We start from the raw sequence: 22,185 nt of genomic DNA on the forward strand, positions 1-22,185 counted from the left end.
AGATTACGGCACCGAAACTTACTGACCCGTCAGTATTGTGTCCGGCCCTTCCCCATGTGCGGGCATTTCCCGGTCGTCGTCCGGGAAAAACGTGAGGTTTGCTCGGTTTCCGCCCCCCTCCCGTGGGCCGACCGCGTGGGGTAGCTTTCACCGCGCTGTGCGGTGCGCGGACCAACGGCACTGAGGCCGAGAGACGGGGAGCGAGGTTGCGCGAGTTCACCAACCCTCCGCTGGCGTCGCCGCCGCCGGTGGGCGGTCTGGCAGACGTCGTGTTCGAGCATGCCCGGACCGACCCGCTGCACATCGCGCTGGGCCGCAAGGACGACTCCGGACAGTGGCGGGACGTCACCGCCGCCGAGTTCCGCGACGAGGTCCTCGCCCTCGCCAAGGGCCTGCTCGCCAGGGGCGTCCGCTTCGGCGACCGGGTCGCGATCATGTCCCGTACCCGCTACGAGTGGACCCTGTTCGACTTCGCGCTGTGGACCATCGGCGCCCAGGTGGTGCCCGTCTACCCCACCTCGTCGGCAGAGCAGTGCTTCTGGATGCTGTACGACGCCGAGGTGTCCGCGGCGATCGTGGAGCACGAGGACCACGCGATGACCATCGCCACCGTCATCGACCGGCTGCCGCAGCTGCGCGAGCTGTGGCAGCTGGACGCCGGCTGTGTGCAGGAGCTGTACGACGCCGGGGCGCACCTGGACGACGAGGTGGTGCACCGGCACCGGCAGGCGGTCACCCCGGAATCGGTCGCCACGATCATCTACACCTCCGGCACCACCGGCCGGCCCAAGGGCTGCGTCCTCTCGCACGCGAACTTCATGTTCGAGGCGGACACGATGATCGAGCGGTGGCAGCCGGTGTTCCACACCAAGAAGGACGATGCGGCCTCCACTCTGCTGTTCCTGCCGCTCGCGCACGTCTTCGGGCGGATGGTGGAGGTCGCCGCGATCCGCGGCCGGGTCCGCTTCGGGCACCAGCCGCAGCTGCACGCGGCCGCCCTGCTGCCCGATCTGGCGGCGTTCCGGCCGACCTTCATCCTCGCGGTGCCGTACATCTTCGAGAAGGTGTTCAACGCGGCCCGCCGCAAGGCCGAGAAGGAGGGCAAGGAGGGGCCGTTCGAGAAGGCCGTCGACATCGCCGTGAAGTACGCGGAGGCGGTGGAGGCGAAGGCGTGGGGCGCCGGGCCCGGCCCGTCGGCGGGGCTGCGGATGCAGCACCAGCTGTTCGACAAGCTCGTCTACGGAAAGGTCCGCGCCGCGATGGGCGGCCGTATCCGCAACGCGATGTCCGGCGGCTCGGCGATGGACCGCCGCCTGGGGCTGTTCTTCGCGGGCGCGGGGGTGCAGATCTACGAAGGCTACGGCCTGACCGAGTCGACGGCCGCGGCGACCGCCAATCCGCCCGAGCGCACCCGCTACGGCACCGTGGGGCAGGCCATACCGGGCATGACCGTGCACATCGCCGACGACGGGGAGATCTGGCTGCACGGCGGCAACGTCTTCCAGGGTTACCTCAACAACCCGAAGGCCACCGACGAGACCCTGCACGACGGCTGGCTCGCCACCGGCGACCTGGGGTCGCTGGACGAGGACGGCTATCTGACCATCACCGGCCGCAAGAAGGAGATCCTGGTGACGTCCGGCGGCAAGAGCGTCTCCCCGGGCGTGCTGGAGGAACGGGTCCGCGAGCACCCGCTGGTCAACCAGTGCATCGTGGTCGGCAACGACCGCCCTTACATCGCCGCCCTGGTCACCCTGGACCAGGAGGCGGTCGAGCACTGGCTCCAGATGCGCGGCAAGCCGAGGATGGCCCCGGCCGACCTGGTGCGCGACCCGGATCTGGAGACGGAGGTGCGGCGGGCGGTGGTCGCCGCCAACACCCTTGTCTCCCAGGCCGAGTCGATCCGCACCTTCCGCATCCTGGCCCAGCCGTTCACCGAGGAACACGGTCTGCTCACGCCGTCGCTGAAGCTGAAGCGGAAGGCGATCGAGAAGGCGTACGTGAACGAGGTGGACGCCCTCTACCAGGGCTGACGTCCCGTCACCGGTGGCAGGCGGCCCGGGACGGGCACCTCGGCCGGTTCCGCGGACCCGTTCCGTGCGGATCACTGACGTGCCGGTCAGTCGGAACGGATTCCGCAGACAGGAATGCGGGGCGGGCCGTGATCGTTGACGATGGGAGTACCACCTGTCGACAACCGAAGGATCAAAGGCTCGTGAGCAGCAAGGTCCCCCCGATCATCCTCAACAACGGCGTCGAGATGCCCCAGCTGGGTTTCGGCGTCTGGCAGGTGCCTGACGCCGAGGCCGAGCGGGCCGTCGCCACGGCACTGGAGGCCGGGTACCGCAGCATCGACACCGCTGCGATCTACGGCAACGAAGAGGGCACCGGCAAGGCCATCGCCGCCTCCGGTCTGCCCCGCGAGGACATCTTCGTCACGACGAAGCTCTGGAACAGCGACCAGGGCTACGACTCCACGCTGCGCGCCTTCGACGCGTCGCTGGAGAAGCTCGGGCTCGACTACATCGACCTGTACCTGATCCACTGGCCGGTGCCCAGCCGCGGCAAGTACACCGACACCTACAAGGCGTTCGAGAAGCTGCACGCCGACGGCCGTGTCCGGGCCATCGGCGTCTCCAACTTCCTGCCCGAGCACCTGCGGCGGCTGCTCGCCGAGACCTCGGTCGTACCGGCGGTCAACCAGATCGAGCTGCACCCGCATCTGCAGCAGCGCGCGGCGCGGGAGTTCCACGCCGAGCAGGGCATCGCCACCGAGGCCTGGTCGCCGCTCGGCCAGGGCAAGGGCCTGCTGGAGGTGCCGGCGGTCGTCGCGATCGCGCAGAAGCACAACCGCACCCCGGCCCAGGTCGTGCTGCGCTGGCACCTCCAGCTCGGCAACGTGGTGATCCCGAAGTCCGTGACGCCGTCCCGGATCAAGGAGAACATCGACGTGTTCGACTTCAGCCTGGACACCGAGGACCTCGCGGCGATCAGCGCGCTCAACGAGGACCGGCGCCTCGGGCCCGACCCCGCCACCTTCGACATGGGCTGACCCCCACCCGGTGCCGGCGTCCCGGTCCGGCGCGGCCGTACCTCCCGTACACCGGCGGGACGTACGGCCGTGTGCCGTTTCCGGGCCCGCGCACCTGCCGGGCGGTCCCGGCGGTCCGGGGGACGGCGAAGCCGCGGCACCCGTGCCGAACGGCCGGAGGGACGGCGAAGCCGCGCACCCGTGCGGAACGGTCCGCCGGGATTCGCGTCCGGCGCGGGCCGGCGGTTCAGTCGAAGCGCACGTCCGCGTGCACCACCTCGAACTCCTCCAGGCCGACCACGTCCACGTGCGCCTTCGCCGACGCCTCGTGACGCACGGCCGCCACGGCCGCGCGCGAGGCGGCCAGCGAGGCGCGGTCGACGAACAGGATCCCGGCCACGCCCAGCCCCCGCTCGCGGTCGATCTGGAGGCACGTCCCGGCCAGCCCAGGCAGCGGCTCGACCCGCGGCACCACCGTGGCCCGGAAGGTGTCGACGACCAGATCCGCGTCACGCGGGTCGAACTCCATCCGGGTGGCGCGCAGTCCGCCGCCCTGGCGCGGGTGCTCGACCTGGTGGAACACCGCGACCTCGTAGTTGGCGACCGACACCGTGCCCGCGAACGGCTCCAGGAGCTGACCGCGCCGCTCGCGCATCACCTCGTCGCTGTTGCGCCGCGCCTCCTCGGTCTCCCACCAGCTCACCGCGAGGAGCTTGCCGAGTTCCCGGTCCGCGAACACGCCCGCTCCGCGGTACCCGGGGCGTTCCTCCAGCAGGTCCCGCCCCCCGCTGTTCAGCGACCGGACGGCCGAGTCGAGCAGGGCCGGATCACCGGTCGCATACACCGCGCGTACGAACATGAGCCTCGCCTCCGGGGACTGTGACCGCAGACAAAGCCGGACAGATGTCACTCATCCGGCCCAACCAGTCTCTCCAGCGACCAAAATCACCGCAATACGCGCCGGTTTCAGCCGTTCGCAACCCCGGGGTTGACGGGGGCATGTCGACAGAGACACGGTGTACGGCACCGGTAAGGAAACTTTCCTAACAGAAGGGCTCCCCCACATGCGCCTTCGCGCCCTCACCCTCGCCGCGGCCTCCGGAACCGCCCTGCTCGCCGCCGGACTCCTCCCCGCCCACGCCTCGGCCGACGCCGGCTCCGCCCAGGAGGGCACCGTCAGCGCCGCCGACCTGCTCGCCAAGGTGACGTCCTGTTCGCAGATCTCCAACGGCAAGTACAAGACCGACGACGAGACGTCGGCCACGGTCCCCGTGTGCGGCAAGAACGGCGCGGTCTTCTGGAAGGCCGACATGGACGTCGACTGCGACGGCCAGCGCACCACCAACTGCAACGAGGACCGCGACCCCTGGTACCAGGACGACACCGCCTTCCACCAGTCCGACGGCAAGCCGCTGAAGGCGGAGACCCTGCCGTACGTCGTCGTGCCCAGCTCCAGCAGCATCTGGAACTACTCCGGCGCCGGCATCAAGGGCGGCGGTGTGGTCGCCGTCGTCTACAACAACAAGGTGGAGTACGCCGTCGTCGGCGACACCGGCCCCACGCAGATCATCGGCGAGGCGTCGTACGCCACCGCCAAGGCCCTTGGCATCGACCCCGATCCGGAGACCGGCGGCACCGACTCGGGCGTGACCTACATCCTGTTCAAGAACTCCAAGGTCTCCCCCATCGAGAGCCACAGCGCCGCGGTCTCCCTCGGCGACCAGCTGGCCAGGCAATTCATCGCGAACAACTGACCGTCGGTGGCGGCCGGAAGTCCATCACTTGGAGAGCACTCCAGGTCAAGTGTCGTCGCAGTCCATGCGATACGGCACCACACGCCACCGGCCGGCTCCGGGCGGCTCCGGGCGGCTCCGGGCGGTTCCGGGCCAGGTTCTCTCCTTCGGATCACCGACCGGCATACTGGGCGCCATCCAACGGCTGGAAGCGGACAGTGTGAAGACCGACATATTTCGCATCAGTGCAGGCATTGCGACTGCCACCTTGGCGGTACTCGCCTCGACCGCTTGTGGGACGGGTAAACCCGTCGCCACTCCAGAGAGCGTCACTCATCACGAATTGGTCGGCCGGTGGGACGGGGAGCGGAGATGCGGGTCGCCGATAGTTCGGCTACGTGACGATTACACCTTCTCCAGTAAGGATTTTCCGGTCCAGTGGGACGGACCCGTGCCGGACGCGCAGGTGACACGCCGTTCAAGCGACGGAAAATGGCATGGGGTCAACAAAGATCCCGGCCTGTCACCTTATCTGGTGCTTCGTTTCAATAATCACAACGACATCCAGATTCTGGATTTCTATTTGGAGCATGGAAAGCTGCGGCTGAATGGGACCGTCCACGCGGACGGAGGGGACCCCTATCCCTACCCATGTCACTACAAACGCACTTCTGTCGATCCTGAGGCCGAGGGCGTTTCCCTCGGCTCACCTCGCTGACCAGATGAAAACGGCGGCGAGGTCAAATCCTGCGAGGTAGATGGTGGCGGTCCGGTCGTAACGGGTGGCCAGGCCGCAGAGAAAACGGCTTGGGCGGGTCGTAACGCCGTGTGCACCGTGTACGCGGCGAGTACGAAGACGTCAGCAAACAGGACCGCGGCCTCCGCGCCGGACCGGGCGGCGTGCCCGGCCCGGCGGGGTCACCGCTTCAGGACAGCGGCGGGTAGGCGTTCTGCATCAGCTGCTGGAACTGGGCGGAGAACCAGTGCCCGGCCAGCGGCGAGTTCGGCAGGGCGCCCGTGGGATTGTTGCCGTTGCGGGCGTTGCCGCCGTAGGTGGGGTCGCACATCCGGTCGAAGCCCTTGCCCTCGTCGTTGTCGACGGCGGAGCTGGCCCCGTCCGACTCACCCGGGGGCTTCACCCACACGTAGGCGTCGATTCCGGCCGCCGGAGCGGCGGTCGGCCGTTCGCCGAGCCCGGCACCGCTCTGGTTGCACCAGTTGCCGGCATGGATGCGCCGGTCGACGCGGCCGCCGTTGACGTAGGCGTCGACGGAGGTCAGCGGGCCGGCACCGGTGGGCCGGGCGGAGCCGCCCCAGCCGTTGCGCGAAGTGTCGACCAGCATGCCGAGGGTGGAGTCGAACCCGGCCGCGACGAGCTTGTCCCGCAGCGCCTGGGCGAAGGACTGCTCGTCCACGTACTGGTTCCAGTCGACCCACTTCGACTGGCGCACGGTCTGCCCGTTCACACTGTCGGTGACCTCGAAGTACGGCTCCCTGGTGGGGCTGTAGTTGGCGGTGTTGACGATGAAGCCGGTCACGTCGTTCACACTCGCGCCATTGGTGGTGGCGACCTTGTAGAACTCCTGGACCGAGGGACCGAGGTTGGAGTCCCAGCCGTGATGGCCTGCGTCGATGTAGTTGTACACGTTCGGAATGGCGCCGAGCTTGTCCAGGGCGTAGCCGACGCCCTTCTCGTAGTTGCCGTTGGACTTCATGGTCACGCAGGCGTCGGTGGTGGTGTTGGTGCCGCCGGCGTTGGTGACCAGGTTGGGCAGCGAGTCCGGCTCGATGACGGTGGCGATCCGCAGGCCCGCGTACTTGGCGTCGGACAGGACGGACGCGATCGGATCGATGTACCGGGTCTTGTACTCGTCGATGTCGTCCGGTCCCAGCTCGCCGTTGGAGGCGAGAGCGGCGCAGTCACGGCCGGGCAGGTCGTAGACGACCAGCTGGACGACGAGTTCGCCGGAGCCCTTCTGCTTCAGCGCCTCGTCCAGGTGGTCGCGCAGGCTCATGCCGCCGTCGACGCCCTCGATGGCGGCCATCCGGTCGAGCCAGACCGCGGTGGGCTGGCCGGCGATGCGGCTGCCCCCCGGTTCGGCGGCGGCCTTGGCCGACCACTCCGGGTTCACGTAGACCTTGGCCCCGCTGTAGGGGTTGTCGGCACGGCCGCCGGTGCCTCCGCCGCCCGTCCCGCCACCGGTGCCCCCACCGGTGCCCCCACCGGTGCCCCCACCGGTGCCGCCGCCGGTGCCCCCACCGGTGCCCCCACCGGTGCCGCCGCCGGTGCCGCCGCCGGTGCCGCCGCCGGTGCCGCCGTCCACGTTGCAGGCCACACCGTCGAGCGTGAAGGTGGCGGGAACGGCGTTGGTGCCGCTGTAGGACCCGTTGAAGCCGAAGGCGACCGTGCCGCCGGTCGCGAGCGAGCCGTTGTAGCTCTCGTTGGCCGCGGTGACCGCGGTGCCGCTCTGGCTGATCTTGGCGTTCCAGCCGCTGGTGACCTTCTGGTCGCCGGCGTACGACCACTTCAGCGACCAGCCCGATTTGGCCGCGCCGTTGTTGGTGACGGTCACGGCGGCGGTGAAGCCGGAGTCCCACTGGTTCTGGACCTGGTAGTCGACGCTGCACGGGACCGCGGCGGTCGCGGCGCCGGCCGGTGCGATGAGCAGGGCCGTGCCGGTGGTCGCGGCGACCAGTGTCAGGGCGGCGAGCAGTGATGTTCTGGTACGAGTCATGAGTGGGGGTTCCTTCGGTGTTCCGTGGGATCTACGGGTTGAGGGCGCGCAGGTGGTCGCGCAGCCCGGCGCCGTACGCGGTGGGTGTGCCGTCGTAGGCGGAGATGAGGGACGGGCCGGAGGAGCAGTCCCAGGTGTTCCAGGTCCAGCCCAGGTAGGACAGGTTCCGGTCGTCGAACCACTTCACGACCTGGTCGGTGAACCCGTGCGAGCAGGTGTTCTCGCCGATCTCCCCCGCGATCAGGGGTACTTGTGCGGCGACCGGGGCGAGCGTGGAGTTCCAGCAGCTCTCGTTCGCGCAGGCGTTGAAGTTGTAGACGTGGTAGGCGGCGGCGAGATTGCCAGCCGGATCATCGGGTTTGTACGCGGTCCACCGGCCGAGGTCGTTGGAGTACGCCAGCCCGCCGGCCATGATGACGTTCTCGGCTCCGGTGCCGCGGACGGCGTCGACGAGATCCTGCATTCCGGCGACCTCGTACGGGATCCCGGGGCAGTTGCCGCCGTCCCGCCAGCACTTCCAGGCGTCCGTCGCACTGGAGGTCGCGCGGTCCGGGTACGGCTCGTTGAACAGGTCGAACACGGTGGCCCGGTCGTCCTTGAAGGTGCTCGCCACCGACGCCCAGAACGAGGGGCTGTACTGCATGTCGGGCATCGGCTTCTGGCAGGTGGCGTGCACGTCGGAGCAGCCCGCCGAGTTTCCGGTGTACCGGCCGTAGGACCAGTGCAGTTCGAGGATCGGGGTCATGCCGTGCGCCTCGACCCGCGCCACCAGGTCCTGGACGGCGGCGATGTAGTGGGCGCCGGCGTACTCGGGCTTGATGTCGGACAGGCCCAGCCAGCACTCCTCGTTGAGCGGGATGCGGACCGCGCCCGCCTTCCAGTCGGCGATCGCCTGCACGGCGGCGTCGTCGACCGGGCCGTCCCAGATGCCGTAGCCCTGTACGCACATGAACTCGCCGCCGGAGCGGTTGACGCCGAGCAGGCGGCGGGTTTCGCCGGCCGAGTCCACGAGCTTGTTGCCGGAGACGTGCAGTGCGGGTGCGGTGCCGTCGGACGGCGGCGGTGTCGTCGGCGGGGTGCTCGGGTCGGAGTCGACGTTGCAGGTGGTGCCGTTGAGCTTGAACGCGGTCGGCACGGCGTTGCTCCCCGACCAGGAGGCGAGGAACCCGGCGCTGACACTGGCGCCGGTGCCGAGCGTGCCGTTCCAGCTCTCGTTGGCCGCGGTCACCGTGGTGCCGGACTGGGACCACTTGGCGTTCCAGCCCTGGGTGACCTGCCGGCCGCCGGCGAGCTCGAAGCCGAGACGCCAACCGCTCAGCGGGGCCAGGTTGTTGGTGATCTTCACCGAGCCCTGGAAGCCGTTCGCCCACTGACCGGTGACGGCGTACTCCACCGTGCACGCGGGCGCGGCTCCCTGGGCCGAGACCACCGGGACGAGCACGCTCGCGACGAGCGCGGCCGCACCGGCGGCGGCTGAAAGTACTGAACGCGGGGGGTGTCGCATGAGCGACTCCTTGCAGCTTGGCGCGTCGTGACGGACGCGTCGACTGAACGGAACCGCTCCCACTGGTGCGAAGGAAGGTAGCGCCAAGTGGCTGGCATGCCCAGGGAGTTGACCGACTTTTCCGCAACCGGACGCGTCGAATCTTTTCGACTCTTCAAGCACCTTGACCGCTCCTGCCCTCGTCCCCACTATGGGAGCGCTCCCACTGGTTCAAGCCTTGACTTCGCCCGAGCCCCGAGCCCCCGAGCCCGCAAGGAGGAACCAGCACATGGATCCCGGACCCAAGAGCACAACCGGGCGCCGGCGGTGGACCGCGGTGGCCGCGGTGTTCGCCCTGCCCCTGTCGATGCTCGCCACGGGCACGCCGGCCGCGCACGCGGCAGCCGTGCAGTGCAGCGTCGACTACAAGACCAACGACTGGGGTTCCGGCTTCACCGCCGACCTCACGGTCACCAACCGCGGCACGGACACCGTCGACGGCTGGACGCTGACGTACGCCTACACCGGCAGCCAGAAGCTGGCCAACGGCTGGAACGGCACCTGGTCCCAGTCCGGCCGGACGGTCACGGTGAAGAACGCCTCGTACAACGGCACCCTCGCCGCGGGCGCCGCCGTCTCCACCGGTGCCCAGTTCACCTACAGCGGCACCAACACCGCCCCGACCTCGTTCGCCGTCAACGGCACGACCTGCACCGGCGCCCACCAGCCGCCGGTGACGGTGCTGACCAGCCCGAGCCCGGGCGCGGTCTACACACAAGGGGACGCGGTGCCCCTAGCGGCGACCGCGGCGGCGGCCGACGACGCCACCATCGCCAAGGTGGAGTTCTACGACGACACCACCCTGCTGGGCACCGACACGAGCGCGCCGTACGCGCTCCCCGTCTCCGGTTTGACCGTGGGCAGTCATTCTCTGTTGGCGAAGGCGTACGACAGCCTGGGCGCGTCCGCCACCTCCACCCCGGTCGGCGTCACCGTCGCCTCCGGGCCCGCCGTGGTCGCCTCGCCGTCCCGGTTCGGCGTCCAGCAGGGCGGATCGGGCACCTTCGCGGTGAAGCTGTCGACCCGGCCGGCCGCGAACGTGACCGTGGGCGTCACCCGCACGGACGGAAACACCGGTCTGTCCGTGACGGGCGGTTCCGCACTGACCTTCACGCCGTCGGACTGGAACACCGAGCAGACCGTGACCGTCACGGCGGACTCCTCCGGCACCGGCAGCGCCACCTTCACCGCGTCGGCCACCGGTCACACCAAGGCGACGGTCACGGTGACGGAGCTGCCCGCGTCGAAGGCGTACGACGCGCGCTTCCTGGACCTGTACGGGAGGATCACCGACCCGGCGAACGGCTACTTCTCCCCCGAGGGCATCCCGTACCACTCGGTGGAGACACTGATCGTCGAGGCTCCGGACCAGGGCCACGAGACCACCTCGGAGGCGTACAGCTACCTGCTCTGGCTCCAGGCGATGTACGGCAAGGTCACCGGTGACTGGTCGAAGTTCAACGGCGCGTGGGCCGTCATGGAGAAGTACATGATCCCCACCCACGCCGACCAGCCGACGAACTCCTTCTACAACGCCTCCAAGCCGGCCACCTACGCGCCCGAACTGGACACCCCGAACGAGTATCCGGCGAAGCTGGACACCTCGGTGCCGGTGGGCGCTGACCCGATCGCCGGCGAACTGAAGTCCGCGTACGGCACGGACGACGTCTACGGCATGCACTGGATCCAGGACGTCGACAACGTCTACGGCTACGGCAACGAGCCCGGCAAGTGCGAGGCCGGCCCCACGGCCACCGGGCCGTCGTACATCAACACCTTCCAGCGCGGGGCCCAGGAGTCCGTCTGGGAGACGGTCCCGCAGCCGACCTGCGACGCCTTCGAGTACGGCGGCAGGAACGGCTATCTGGACCTGTTCACCGGCGACTCCTCCTACGCCAGGCAGTGGAAGTACACCGACGCCCCGGACGCGGACGCGCGCGCGGTACAGGCCGCGTACTGGGCCGACGTGTGGGCGAAGGCGCAGGGCAAGGGCGGTGACGTCTCCGCGACGGTCGCCAAGGCCGCGAAGATGGGCGACTACCTGCGGTACGCGATGTACGACAAGTACTTCAAGAAGATCGGGAACTGCACGAGCCCGTCCTGCCCGGCCGGCACCGGCAAGGACGCCTCGCACTACCTGCTGTCCTGGTACTACGCCTGGGGCGGCGCCACCGACACCAGCGCCGGCTGGGCCTGGCGGATCGGCTCCAGCCATGTGCACGGCGGTTACCAGAACCCCCTCGCCGCCTACGCGCTCAGCTCCTACGCCGACCTGAAGCCCAAGTCGGCGACGGGCGCCACCGACTGGGGCAAGTCGCTCCAGCGGCAGCTGGAGTTCTACCAGTGGCTCCAGTCGTCCGAGGGCGGCATCGCGGGCGGCGCGACCAACAGCTGGCAGGGCCGGTACGCCAGCCCGCCGGCCGGCACCTCCGCCTTCTACGGCATGTACTACGACTGGCAGCCCGTCTACCACGACCCGCCCTCCAACCAGTGGTTCGGGTTCCAGGCGTGGTCGATGGAGCGCGTCGCCGAGTACTACCAGCAGACCGGGAACGCCACCGCGAAGGCGATCCTCGACAAGTGGGTGAAGTGGGCGCTGTCCAAGACCACGATCAACCCGGACGGCACCTACCGGATCCCCTCCACCCTCCAGTGGTCGGGGCAGCCCGACACCTGGAACGCCTCGAGTCCCGGCACCAACAGCGGACTCCACGTCACCGTCGCCGACTACACCGACGACGTCGGCGTGGCCGCCGCGTACGCCAAGACGCTGACGTACTACGCCGCGAGGTCCGGTGACCCGGCGGCCAAGTCCACGGCGAAGGCGCTGCTGGACGGCATGTGGGAGCACGACCGGGACGGCCTCGGCATCGCCGTCCCCGAGACCCGCACCGACTACGGCCGGTTCGGCGAGAGCGTGTACGTGCCGAGCGGCTGGACCGGCACCATGCCGAACGGTGACGCGATCGACTCCTCGTCCACCTTCGCCTCGCTCAGGTCCTTCTACCGGAGCGACCCGAACTGGTCGAAGATCGAGGCCTACCTCACGGGCGGCGCGGCACCCGTCTTCACGTACCACCGGTTCTGGGCGCAGGCGGACATCGCACTGGCCATGGGCTCGTACGCGGAACTCCTGGAATAGACCGGCAGCGCGGCCGCGGGCCGTCCGCGGCCGGTGCCGCCCACCCGGCACTGCCGCCCACCCGGCACTGCCGCGTGCGCGGCACACGGGCGCGCCCCTGCGGGGGCGGGCACACCGCACCTCTTCCGAGCGGTCCCCACCCGCGGTAGGGGCCGCCCTTATCCGGGGGCGTCCATGAGCCGCCCCCGCCCGGTCGGTTACTTGACGTCTCCGGTGAAGATCGCCGGATCCGAGTCGAAGTCGGGGGTGACCTCGATCTGGATCAGCTTCTCGCCCTTGGGGAGTTCGCAGCCCCAGGGCACGTCGAGGGAGCGGCCGGAGAGGAGCTTGGTCTCCGGGCCGCCCTCCAGGCCCGCCTCGGAGTCGAAGACCGAGTCGGAGCTCTTGCCCTTCCGGCCGTAGGAGCAGTTGACGGTGAGCTGCGTGGCGTCGATGGGCTTGCTGCCGCCGTTCTTGAGCCTGACCGTGAACTTGAGGTAAGGCGTGTTCTCCGGGTCGGCGTACTCACCGGTCACGGCCCGCTTGAGCCCCGTGAGAGCGACCTCGATGTCCGGCTCGTAGACGACGGTGTCGTCCAGTGCGTAGACCCCGTCCTCGTCGTCCGCGCCGTCCGCGCTGTCGTCGGCGGCCTGCGTGGCCTCGTCGTCCGCCGCGGCGGCGCCGTCGTCCGCGGCGGCGGTCTTCGTGACGGTCACGGTGGGAGCCGGCTTCGCCTCGGTTCCTCCGGTGACGCCCACCGTGACCAGGGCCGAGATCACGGCCGCCGCGACGGCTGCCGCGGCGGCGACGAGGACGGTACGGCTCTTCCCCGGCGGCGCGGGCGGAGGGACCGCCGGTCCGTAGGCCGGCATGGGCGGTGGTGTGGTGTCGGCGCTCATGGCCCCCCTGGTGCGTGCTGTTGAGATCTAAATGATCTCCCCTCGAAACGGAATGTGAAGCCCCTGTAATGAAATCGTGCCCATGGATGCCCGGGGCTACGACCTGACGGCGCGGAGGCTGGTGGTGACCCGTGTACTGCCGGTCCGGCACCCAGGGCCCCTCGCGTGGAGCAGGCCGGAGCAGGGCCCGCGAGCCCGGCCCGAGCCGAACGAGAGTCCCTAGCCCGCCGCCGGTTTCCGGAAGGCTCGTACGGCGAAGCGGGGGTCGGGGCGCGGGCGGTCCTGGTCCGGGAGTCCGGCCAGGCGCGCGGCGAACTCCTCGGTGCGCGGCTCGCCGGGCGGCAGCATGGTGAACCAGCCGCGGCGCAGGTCGGCGATGGTGTCGCGGGGGCTGCGGCCCTGCCCGGTGCCGCGGAAGACGGTGTGCCCGGCGGGCCGGAGTCCGTGCCGGGTGGCGTGCGCGGTGACGGTGTCCGCGGCGTCGGCCGCGGGGCGGTGCGGGCGGGAGGCGAGGACGACGTCGATGTCGCTGCCGACGTCGTGCGCGGCGGCCTTGTCCACGGTGGTCACGTACACCCCGCCGGGGCGCAGTACGCGGGCGCACTCGGCGACCACCGCGCGCACGTCCTCGGGGTCGGCCAGCAGGTGCAGCAGCCAGATCGAGGTGACCGCGTCGAACGAGCGGTCGGGGAAGGGCAGCCGGCGGCTGTCGGCCCGCACGATCGCGCCGGGCAGCCGCGCCGAGGCCATGCGGACCATGGCGGGGGTGAGATCCACGCCGGTCACCCGCAGCCCTGGGCGCGCGACGGCGAGCCGCCGGGTGACGATCCCGGTGCCGCAGGCGACGTCGAGGAGACGCCCCGTCACCCCGGGGGTCAGATCGAGAACGGCCTGTACGGCGGCTTCGGCACGGGCCTCACCGCCGCGGGAGGCGTCGTAGCGGGCGGCTTCCTTCTCGTAGTCGAGCACATGGCTCAGTGTGCTCCGTGGCCCGGGGCGACGTCCTCCACCTTCCGGGCGAGCTGGAAGTCCTTCTCGGTGACGACGCCGCCCGCGCTGTGGGTGTTCACGCTGAGGGAGACGGTGTTGTAGCCGAGGGCGAGGTCGGAGTGGTGGTCCAGCTCGTCCTGGATGCCGGCGATGTGCACGACCAGCGCCGCCGCCGCGAAGTGCGAGCCGAGCCGGTAGGCGCGGGTGAGGCGGTCGCCGTCCACGGACCAGCCGGGCAGTTCGGCCAGCCGGTCCTCGATCTCCTTCTGCGACAGCGGTTCGACGGCCATGGCGCGGGGCTCCCTTCGGGTCGTGACGGTCCGGCGGCCTTGGGGAGGAGGCATCCCTCCCGAAGGGCTCGCGAGGGAGCAGGCATCCCTTCCGAGGGGCTCGCGCCGGATACGGGTTCAGCCTGCCACGTCGGCGGCGAAGGAGACGTGCCGACGCGTCGGCGGTGGGTGCGGCAGACGGTGCGCGACGGTGTCCGAGGCGTACCCGCCCGGCCGCACCCGGTGCGGGTTCGTCCCACAACCAGCCATACCCGAGGGGCGGTTGCGGCTACCCTGCGTGTGCCGACCGATACCTGTCCGCAACACCGGGGGATGCCGTGCGAGAGTTCACCGAGGACGCGGGGCCCGTCCCGGAAGCGGAGCGCCTGGTCCCCCTGGACGTGGACGGACTGACGGTCTACATGGCCGTGCACGACATGGGCGGTCGCCCCGGGGACGAGCGCGAGATCTCCGGCGGGCGCCGCACCCTGGAGGAGGCGCTGGACGGGCTGACGGGGGTGGCCCGCGCCGTGGTGGGCAGGCTCCGGCAGTCGGAGGCGTCCCGGGTCCGCGTGCAGTTCGGCTGTGAGTTCGCCCTGGAATCGGGGTCGGTCGTGGCCGTGGTCGGCAAGGCCCGTGCGTCCTCGTCCTTCACGGTCGAGCTGGAGTGGGAGGGACGGTCCGCACCGTGACCACCGCCGCGGAGGGCTGGGAACGCCTGCTCAAGTCCGCGACGGTCAGGGTCCACGGGCGCTACCCCGGCACGGGCTTCGTGGTGGCCCCCGGCCTGGTGGTCACCTGTGCCCATGTGGTCGCACAGACCGGGAAGGATCTGCCCGGCCGGCTGGACGGCCAGGTCGTCGCGCTGGACCTGCGCTTCGCTCTGGAACCGGTGCCCGAGACCTACGTGTGGGACCGGGAGAACGGACTCGACCTGGTGGTGCTGCGCATCGTGGGCGATGCGGCCGACCGCCTCGCACCGGTGCTGATGTCCGGTGTGGTGGCGATCGGCGATCCGCTGTGGGCCTACGGTCACCCGGCGGACTCCCTCTTCGGGGCCGGGCAGTCCGCGACCTCCCGCTACGAGGGGACGGACCTGCGCAGCGACCGGCCCGGGGCACCCGAGCTGCCGCGAGGGTGGGGCACGCCCGTGGGACCGGGCTTCAGCGGCAGCGGCGTGATCAACCGCCGGACCGGGGCCGTGTGCGGGATGCTCTGCACGTCGGACCACGGCGGCAGCGCGCACATGATCCCGGTCGCGGAGATCCTCGGCCGTTGTCCGGCCGCCCGGGACACCGCGAACCTGCGCGGCGACTGGCTCGGCACGCTCGACGACGACCAGATCGCGGCCGGCGCATGGTCCTTCCCCGGCCCGCTGCTCCGCCGGTACCTGCGGCTCGTGGCCAAGGCCGCGGACGCACAGCCGTATCCGGTGCTCCGGGGGGTCGACCCGGACATACCGCTGTCCAGCGTGTTCGTGCGCCGGCAGGCGAGCGCGACGGCCCGCGGCACGGCACATGAGCGCGCCGGGCAGCCGGACGCGTCCGTGCCGGACCAGGTGCGGTTGCCGGCCGAGGTGCTGTTCGGGCTCGACGAGGACGTCGTCCTGGTCGGGGCCCCCGGCTCGGGCAAGTCGAGCCTGCTGCGCGCCGCCGTGCGCGAGCTGGCCGGCCGCTGGGAGCGGGAGGGCCGGCAGCGGGAGGACTGGAACCGGCTCGTACCGGTGCGGGTGCACGCGCTGGACCTCGACACCGACGAGACCGGCCCGGCCGCGCTCGCGGCCGGGCTGCGCGCCGAACTGTCGGAGCAGTGGGACACGGCGGAACCGTGGTCCGGGAGCCTGTTCGCGGGCCCTCCGGCGGCGGGCGCACGGTGGCTGATCATGGTCGACGGGCTGGACGAGATCAACGACTCCGTGCGCCGGCAGAAGGTGATGCGCCGGCTGGGACACCTGCGCAAAGAGGACCCGGAGCACCGTGTCTACCTGTGCCTGGTGGCCACGCGGCCGCTGCCCGGCCGGGAACTCCCCACCGCATGGGGCAGGCGCTTCGAACTCATGCCCCTGGAGCCCGGCGAACTCACCGGATTCGCCGAGAAGTGGTTCAGGGCTCTCGGGGTCGACGAGTGGCGGCAGTCGGCGGAGCGCTTCACGGCGGAACTCCGCAACGCGGGGATGACCGATCCCGCGCGCAATCCGCTGATGGCGTCCATGCTGTGCCAGTTGTTCTTCCTGAACCAGAAGGCGGCACTGCCCAGGGGCCGGGCAGCCGCCTACGACGCCTTCGTGAAGAGCATGCACGAGCGTGCTCCGGCGCGCAGCGGCTCCGGTCCGGAGGAACAGACCCGTGCCTCCCTCAGGGACAGGCGCTACAGCCCGGACGTCGAACGGGTCTTGGAGCAGCTGCCCGGCCGGCTCCCGGCCTCGCTCCGGGCACTTGCCCTCGCCCGGCACGACGGTGACCGGCGGTCCGCCGTCGACCTGCTCACGGAGCGGAGTGCCGGCCTGTTCCCGCCGGATACGGCCCCCAAGGACCGGGACGAGCCGGTGCGACGGCTGATGCCGGAGCTGCTGCGGACGAGCGGGCTGCTGGTCGAGGACGGCACCGGTTTCACGTTCGTGCACCAGACCTTCGGCGAGTTCCTCACGGCCCAGGCCATCGTCGGCGACCCCCGGCGCAGCAGTGCGGAGTTCCAGCGCGTCTTCGGGCTTCCCGCGATGGTGGCCGCCTTGGGCGGTGCCTGGCTCGGGGTCCGCACGCCCGGCACGGATTCACTGACCCGGTTCCTCGTGGAGGCGTGGAACGCGCACGCGCAGTGGCGGTCCCGGCTGTCCCGGGTTCTCGGCCGGATCGCCCCGACGGCCGAGGGGGCGCGGTTCGTCGCCGCCGTCGTGGCCGACGGCGCGGAACTGGACGCCGGGGTGCTGAAGTCGGCCACCGACACCCTGCATCTGAAGGCACAGGGGGGCGACCTGGCCTCGGCAGCAGCCCTGGCGCGCATGGGAGACCGGCGCGGGGACCGCATCCTGTGGGAGAAGGCGTCGTCGGATTCGTGGGCACCCCAGGAGCAGATCGCCGCCGCACAGGTGCTGGCGGACCTCGGTGACCCCCGCGGGATCAACGCCCTGCACACCATGGCCACGACGCATCCCGCACTGGCCATGGAGGCGGCCGAGGAGCTGGCCCGGCGCGGTGACCAGCGGGGCGCCGATCTGCTGCGCGGGGCCATCCGCGATCCCGACACCGACACCGACCTCCTGCTCAAGGCGGCGGCCGCCGCCGCCCGCCTCGATGCGGCGGCGATCCCCGAAGAGCTGGTGGCACGCGCCTTCGAACCGCGGTGCCCGGCACGGAGCCGCATCGCCGTCGCGCGGTACCTGGACCGCCACGCGGACGCCCGCGGCGCGGACGCCCTCGCCGGCATGGTGCGCAACCCGCCCTCCGACTGCGACGCCCTGCTGCCGCTGCAAGCTCTCGGCGGCATGCTCTCTCACACCACGAAACCGTCCGGCCACGCCCGGACGGCGCTGCGGACCCTGGCGGCCGACCGGACGCTGCCGGTCACGCTGCGGCTCACTGCCGCGCAGTGTCTGCACCAGAGGTGGCGCGAGGAGGAGCCGCTGTTCTCGGTCGCCGTGGACCCCCGGGTGCCCCCGGACGAGCGGCTGGCCGTCCTCAACCGGCTGCCCAAGCACGACCCGCGTTCGGCGACCCTCGCCGGCGCCCTCGTCCGTGACCGCCGCGCCACTCCCGCCCAACGCGTCGAGGCGGCCCGGTGGCTGGCCGGGCACACCACGAACGAGAAGACGGTGGTCGCGCTCCTCGCCGAGGACGATCTCCTCCCGGAGTTGCGGATGGCGCTCCTGACCGGTGCCTCCGAGTACTCCGTCGACGGCAGCGAATGGTGGCGGAAGGCCATGGCGGCCGCCGTCCGCGACGGCTCCCTGTCCGTCGGGCAGCGCCGTGATCTCGTCGACCGGCTCGCCCGGGTCGAGGCAAGGGACCACCGGTGGCCCGGCCACCTGCTCTCTCTCGCGGCCGCGCACGGACTCCCCGGCTCCCTCAGACTGCGTGCCGCGGTCCGGGCCCACCGGCACTCCGGCGACGGAACGTACGGCGCACTGGTCCTGGATCCGAGCCTGGAGCCGCGCTTCCGCGCCGAGGCCCTGGCCAGGGCTCTGCTCGACGGGCTCGCCCTGCTCACCGTCGCGACGGCCGCCGCCGTCCGCCGGCTGGTGTCCGGTCTCGTCGCGTTGATCTGCGCTCTGGCCATCGCGGCCCTGCCGCTGTGCGCCGCGGTCGCGGCGGTCGCCCTGGACGAGGCACACCGGTCCGCCTCGCCTCCCGCCGTCTGGAAGCAGGGACTGTTCGCGGCGGTCACCGTCGTGTCGCTGGTCACCGTCTTCTCCCGGGTGGCACGCCACGGACGCAGCGCCCGGCAGAGGATCACCGCGCCTGAGGTCTTCGGGACCGCCGCTCTCTCCGCGGGAGCGTGCTTCTACGGACTGAGCCACCAGGCGGCGCTGCACGGCTGGTGCCCCGCCGTCGGTGCCGGTGCCGCCGCTCTCCTGCCGGCGGCCCTGTCGATGACCGTGTGGGACGGCGGCCGTGGTGCCGGTCCGCGGCCGGTCCGAGGACGCGGAGGGGGTTTCGGGAGACTCGGAGCGAGGGGGGCGCGTGCCGTTCCGCACGGCTGGTCGGACCACAGGAACTCGGCACGGCTCCTGCTCACCGTCCTGGCGGCAGTCCTGGCCTGGCTGGCGGTCACCGATCCCGCGTCGCTCGGCGCGCTCACCGGCCTCGGCACCCGGCTCGCGGCCCGCATCCCCTGGACCGGACGCGTCACGGTCACCTGGTGAGGCCCGCGGGGTCCGGACCGGCCGGCCGGAACCGCGGAACACCGGCGGTGCCGCCCCGCGTCCGGCCGCGCCCGACGCGTGCGCCGTGCCACGGGAGACCTCACGCGGTCCTCGGCCGGGGACGACAACGGGACGATAAAGTCGACGGTATGACGATCGCCGCGTCCGAACCCACCGTCGCCGCCGCCGTCACGGGCCCGGGCGTCGGCCCGCTGCTGCGCGCCTGGCGCGAGCGGCGCCGGATCTCCCAGCTGGAGCTGGCGCTGCGCGCGGATTCCTCCGCCCGGCACATCAGCTTCGTCGAGACCGGCCGCTCCCGGCCGAGCGAGGAGATGGTGCTGCGGCTCGCCGAGCGGCTCGACGTGCCCGTCCGGGAGCGCAACGCCCTGCTGCTGGCCGCCGGTTACGCCCCGCGCTTCCCGGAGACACCGCTGGACGATCCGGCGCTGGAGGCGCTGCGCGACGGCATGGAGCGGCTCATCCGGGGTTACGAGCCCTACCCCGCGCTGGTGGTCGACGCCGGGTACACGGTCGTCGCCGCGAACCGGGGCATCGCCATGCTGCTGGAGGGCGTGCCGGACGAGCTGATGGCCCCGGCCCCGAACGCGATGCGGCTGACACTGCACCCGCAGGGGCTGGCGCCGCGCATCCGCAATCTGCCGGAATGGCGCGGGCACCTGCTGGCCCAGATGGAGCGGGAGATCGCCCTGCACCGCTCGGACCGGCTCCGCGCCCTGTACGAGGAGGTGGCGGCCTACCCGGTGCCCGAGGAGCCGCCCGGCGACGAACCGGCCGAGCCCGTGCCGTACTTCGCGCTGCCGCTACAGATCGAGCACGCCGGCCGGATCCTGTCGTTCGTGTCCTCGATCTCCACGTTCAACACACCGATGGACGTGACCGTCGCGGAACTCGCCATCGAGACGTTCCTGCCGGCGGACCGGGCGACCGCCAAGTACCTGCACACCGTGGCTGGTTGAGTCCGCACCGGCGCGGTTCGTCGTCTCGGTCACGTGTGCGGAACGGCGACCCGTGACAGACTGCTCCCCGCGTACCGGCGCGTAGGGGAGGACGTGGCGTGAGTGAGCGGCGGGCCGCGCCCACCGTGGGCCAGGTGGTGCTCGGCAAGCGGTTGCAGGAGCTGCGGGAGGCTGCGGGGCTGAGCCGCGAGGAGGCCGCCCGGGTCCTCAGGGTGGCGTCGGCGACCGTGCGGCGGATGGAGATGGCCGAGGTCGCGCTGAAGATCCCGTACGTGCAGGTGCTGCTGACCACCTACGGGGTGGCCGAGGAGGAGGCCGACGCGTTCGTCCGGCTGGCCGAGGAGGCGAACCAGCCGGGCTGGTGGCAGCGCTACCACGATGTGCTGCCGGACTGGTTCAGCCTGTACGTCAGCCTGGAGGGTGCCGCCCGGATCATCCGCTCCTACGAGCCGCACTTCGTGCCCGGCCTGCTCCAGACGGAGGACTACGCGCGCTCGGTCATGGAGGCGGGGACGATCGGCCAGACCTCGCCGGAGACCGTCGAGCGGCATGTGTCGCTGCGCATGGAACGGCAGCGGCTGCTGGAGTGCGAGGACCCGCCCCACCTGTGGGTGATCATGGACGAGACGGTGTTCAGGCGTCCGGTGAGCATGCGGCCCGAGGTGTTGCGGGACCAGCTGGACCGGCTGCTGGCGTACGCCGAACGGGACCGGGTGACGCTCCAGATCGCCGAGTTCGCGGCGGGCCCGCATCCGGGCACGTACGCGCCGTTCACGCTGTTCCGGTTCGCCGAGCCGGAGCTGCCGGACATGGTGTTCACCGAGTACCTGACCGGCGCCCTCTACCTGGACTCGCGCCGGGAGGTGGCCGCGCACCTGGAGGTGCTGGACCACATGACGGCTCGCGCCGCCTCCGCCCGGCGCACGCTGAAGCTGCTGCGGGAGCACCGCGAGAGCCTGTGACCCCGGGACACCGCAGGGGGGCCGGGTGACCCGTACGGGTCCGCGGTCGGCCGGGTGACCCGGATCCGCGGTCGCCGGGTGACCCGTACGGGTCCGCGGACGGGTGGGTTCCCGGGGCCGCCCCTAGGTTCGGAGTACGGGGCGAACCGAGGGAGCGCTCGTGACCGACACGCGGACACCGCCGAGAGAACCCGGCGCGGCCCTGCTGGCCGCCGGCCGGTTCTTCCGGCCAGGGACGCCCACGCCCGACCTGCACGGCGTGACGCTGACCAGCGGGCGCCAGGCGGACGCCTTCTACCCCGTCCGCGGTGCCGGAGGGGTGCAGCCTGGACCACGCGGGCGGCCCCGGCATGGGCGGCGACGGGCCGTTCGGCAGGGACTCCGGCCGCAGGAGCCTTCCGCTGGTGTCCGTGGAGAACTTCCATCTGCTGCGCAGACGGCAGACGTCCGACGACGCGAAGGAGGCCTGATGCCCTCGGACGCGGTGCTCTACCAGGCGGCGGCCCTGTGCCTGACCTATCCCGACGACGACTTCGTCGCCCGGCTGCCGCTGCTGCGCGAGGCCGCCCCGCAGCTGCGGGGGTTCACCGACCACGCGGCCGTCACCCCACTGCGGGAACTGGCCACCCACTATGTGCAGGTCTTCGGCCTCAGGAACCGGCACAGCCTGTACCTGAGCTGGTGGCACGACGGCGACACGCGGCGGCGCGGGATGTCCCTGGTCCGCTTCAAGGACCTCTACCGCCGGCACGGCCTGGAGTTCAGCGGCGAGGAACTGCCGGACTTCCTGCCGGCGGTGCTGGAGTTCACCGCGCGGACCGGCGACACCAGCCTGCTCACCGAGTTCCGCGACGGCCTGGAACGGCTGCGTGCGCGGCTGACCGACCACGGCACCCCGTACGCGGGCGTCCTGGACGCGGTGTGCGCCACCCTGCCGGCCGCACCCACCGGGGTACGCCGATGACCGCGTCGCCCCCGGCGTGCGACAGCTTGGCGGCCGGTCCTGTTCGTGCTCGCCGGCCATCTGGTGGGTCTGTTCGTGCCGGCGTCGTGGACGGACGCGGCGG

Annotated in this window: 16 protein-coding genes and 1 pseudogene; 11 read left to right on the forward strand and 6 right to left on the reverse strand. The window is 71.3% G+C overall.

Features of this window, described 5'->3' with window-relative positions:
* Nucleotides 1–206 precede the first annotated feature (206 nt).
* Together JK361_RS01675 and JK361_RS01680 are read left to right on the forward strand one after the other, a co-directional pair.
* Nucleotides 207–2,033: an AMP-dependent synthetase/ligase gene (locus tag JK361_RS01675; RefSeq protein WP_201813785.1), complete on the forward strand. Its 1,827-nt coding sequence runs from the start codon at nucleotides 207–209 to the stop codon at nucleotides 2,031–2,033.
* Between the two features lie 182 nt (nucleotides 2,034–2,215).
* Nucleotides 2,216–3,052 (forward strand): aldo/keto reductase, encoded by an 837-nt coding sequence (locus JK361_RS01680; RefSeq protein ID WP_201813786.1) that lies wholly within the window; start codon nucleotides 2,216–2,218, stop codon nucleotides 3,050–3,052.
* 226 nt (nucleotides 3,053–3,278) lie between these two features.
* Here JK361_RS01680 and JK361_RS01685 read toward each other — a convergent pair whose 3' ends face one another.
* The gene (locus tag JK361_RS01685; protein ID WP_201813787.1) at nucleotides 3,279–3,890 is read right to left on the reverse strand and encodes a hypothetical protein; all 612 of its coding nucleotides are present in this window, start codon (nucleotides 3,888–3,890) and stop codon (nucleotides 3,279–3,281) included.
* A gap of 205 nt (nucleotides 3,891–4,095) precedes the next feature.
* On the opposite strand from JK361_RS01685, the gene JK361_RS01690 reads away from it, so the two are divergent.
* Both JK361_RS01690 and JK361_RS01695 read left to right on the forward strand, forming a co-directional pair.
* Complete coding sequence (locus JK361_RS01690; protein ID WP_201813788.1) at nucleotides 4,096–4,785, forward strand: glycoside hydrolase family 75 protein; 690 nt, start codon at nucleotides 4,096–4,098, stop codon at nucleotides 4,783–4,785.
* A gap of 64 nt (nucleotides 4,786–4,849) precedes the next feature.
* Nucleotides 4,850–5,482, forward strand: a complete 633-nt coding sequence (locus JK361_RS01695; protein WP_201813789.1) for a hypothetical protein — start codon at nucleotides 4,850–4,852, stop codon at nucleotides 5,480–5,482.
* A gap of 208 nt (nucleotides 5,483–5,690) precedes the next feature.
* Here JK361_RS01695 and JK361_RS01700 read toward each other — a convergent pair whose 3' ends face one another.
* Both JK361_RS01700 and JK361_RS01705 read right to left on the reverse strand, forming a co-directional pair.
* Complete coding sequence (locus tag JK361_RS01700) at nucleotides 5,691–7,499, reverse strand: glycoside hydrolase family 6 protein (RefSeq protein WP_201813790.1); 1,809 nt, start codon at nucleotides 7,497–7,499, stop codon at nucleotides 5,691–5,693.
* A gap of 31 nt (nucleotides 7,500–7,530) precedes the next feature.
* Nucleotides 7,531–9,003 (reverse strand): cellulose binding domain-containing protein, encoded by a 1,473-nt coding sequence (locus tag JK361_RS01705; RefSeq protein WP_201813791.1) that lies wholly within the window; start codon nucleotides 9,001–9,003, stop codon nucleotides 7,531–7,533.
* A gap of 268 nt (nucleotides 9,004–9,271) precedes the next feature.
* Between JK361_RS01705 and JK361_RS01710 the strand changes: the two genes are divergently transcribed.
* Nucleotides 9,272–12,184 (forward strand): glycoside hydrolase family 48 protein, encoded by a 2,913-nt coding sequence (locus tag JK361_RS01710; protein ID WP_201813792.1) that lies wholly within the window; start codon nucleotides 9,272–9,274, stop codon nucleotides 12,182–12,184.
* Between the two features lie 197 nt (nucleotides 12,185–12,381).
* Here JK361_RS01710 and JK361_RS01715 read toward each other — a convergent pair whose 3' ends face one another.
* From JK361_RS01715 to JK361_RS01725, 3 genes are all read right to left on the reverse strand, one after another.
* Nucleotides 12,382–13,062, reverse strand: coding sequence for a hypothetical protein (locus JK361_RS01715; protein ID WP_201813793.1), 681 nt, complete (start codon nucleotides 13,060–13,062; stop codon nucleotides 12,382–12,384).
* Nucleotides 13,063–13,281: 219 nt separating this feature from the next.
* A complete protein-coding gene (locus JK361_RS01720) occupies nucleotides 13,282–14,031 on the reverse strand; it encodes a class I SAM-dependent methyltransferase (protein WP_201813794.1) in 750 nt (249 codons plus the stop codon).
* A gap of 5 nt (nucleotides 14,032–14,036) precedes the next feature.
* Complete coding sequence (locus JK361_RS01725) at nucleotides 14,037–14,342, reverse strand: 4a-hydroxytetrahydrobiopterin dehydratase (protein ID WP_201813795.1); 306 nt, start codon at nucleotides 14,340–14,342, stop codon at nucleotides 14,037–14,039.
* Between the two features lie 317 nt (nucleotides 14,343–14,659).
* On the opposite strand from JK361_RS01725, the gene JK361_RS01730 reads away from it, so the two are divergent.
* The 6 genes and pseudogenes from JK361_RS01730 to narJ all read left to right on the forward strand — a co-directional run bounded on the left by JK361_RS01730 (nucleotide 14,660) and on the right by narJ (nucleotide 22,082).
* Nucleotides 14,660–15,013, forward strand: coding sequence for a CU044_2847 family protein (locus JK361_RS01730; protein ID WP_201813796.1), 354 nt, complete (start codon nucleotides 14,660–14,662; stop codon nucleotides 15,011–15,013).
* Entirely contained in the window at nucleotides 15,010–19,179 is a 4,170-nt protein-coding gene (locus JK361_RS01735) for a trypsin-like peptidase domain-containing protein (protein WP_201813797.1), read from the forward strand. The genes JK361_RS01730 and JK361_RS01735 overlap by 4 nt, the downstream gene beginning before the upstream one ends.
* 149 nt (nucleotides 19,180–19,328) lie before the next feature.
* Nucleotides 19,329–20,156 carry a helix-turn-helix domain-containing protein gene (locus JK361_RS01740; RefSeq protein ID WP_201813798.1) on the forward strand — a complete coding sequence of 276 codons (828 nt, stop codon included), beginning with the start codon at nucleotides 19,329–19,331 and terminating at the stop codon, nucleotides 20,154–20,156.
* Nucleotides 20,157–20,254: 98 nt separating this feature from the next.
* Nucleotides 20,255–21,118, forward strand: coding sequence for a Sco1979 family transcriptional regulator (locus JK361_RS01745; RefSeq protein ID WP_201813799.1), 864 nt, complete (start codon nucleotides 20,255–20,257; stop codon nucleotides 21,116–21,118).
* A 302-nt stretch (nucleotides 21,119–21,420) separates the two neighbouring features.
* A pseudogene (gene narY / locus JK361_RS01750) lies at nucleotides 21,421–21,588 on the forward strand (nitrate reductase subunit beta); the annotation flags it as partial.
* Nucleotides 21,588–22,082 (forward strand): nitrate reductase molybdenum cofactor assembly chaperone, encoded by a 495-nt coding sequence (narJ, locus tag JK361_RS01755; RefSeq protein WP_201813800.1) that lies wholly within the window; start codon nucleotides 21,588–21,590, stop codon nucleotides 22,080–22,082. The pseudogene narY and the gene narJ, both read left to right, overlap by 1 nt.
* The last annotated feature ends 103 nt before the right edge of the window (nucleotides 22,083–22,185 follow it).

Source organism: Streptomyces musisoli (assembly GCF_016741855.1).
GTDB classification, from domain to species: domain Bacteria; phylum Actinomycetota; class Actinomycetes; order Streptomycetales; family Streptomycetaceae; genus Streptomyces; species Streptomyces musisoli.

Bases quoted from the DNA above. Each gene is read 5' to 3' on its own strand.
- JK361_RS01685 (WP_201813787.1), bottom strand. From the start codon at position 3,890: ATGTTCGTACGCGCGGTGTATGCGACCGGTGATCCGGCCCTGCTCGAC.
- JK361_RS01690 (WP_201813788.1), top strand. From the start codon at position 4,096: ATGCGCCTTCGCGCCCTCACCCTCGCCGCGGCCTCCGGAACCGCCCTG.
- JK361_RS01695 (WP_201813789.1), top strand. From the start codon at position 4,850: ATGCGATACGGCACCACACGCCACCGGCCGGCTCCGGGCGGCTCCGGG.
- JK361_RS01700 (WP_201813790.1), bottom strand. From the start codon at position 7,499: ATGACTCGTACCAGAACATCACTGCTCGCCGCCCTGACACTGGTCGCC.
- JK361_RS01705 (WP_201813791.1), bottom strand. From the start codon at position 9,003: ATGCGACACCCCCCGCGTTCAGTACTTTCAGCCGCCGCCGGTGCGGCC.
- JK361_RS01710 (WP_201813792.1), top strand. From the start codon at position 9,272: ATGGATCCCGGACCCAAGAGCACAACCGGGCGCCGGCGGTGGACCGCG.
- JK361_RS01715 (WP_201813793.1), bottom strand. From the start codon at position 13,062: ATGAGCGCCGACACCACACCACCGCCCATGCCGGCCTACGGACCGGCG.
- JK361_RS01725 (WP_201813795.1), bottom strand. From the start codon at position 14,342: ATGGCCGTCGAACCGCTGTCGCAGAAGGAGATCGAGGACCGGCTGGCC.
- JK361_RS01740 (WP_201813798.1), top strand. From the start codon at position 19,329: ATGACGATCGCCGCGTCCGAACCCACCGTCGCCGCCGCCGTCACGGGC.
- narJ (WP_201813800.1), top strand. From the start codon at position 21,588: ATGCCCTCGGACGCGGTGCTCTACCAGGCGGCGGCCCTGTGCCTGACC.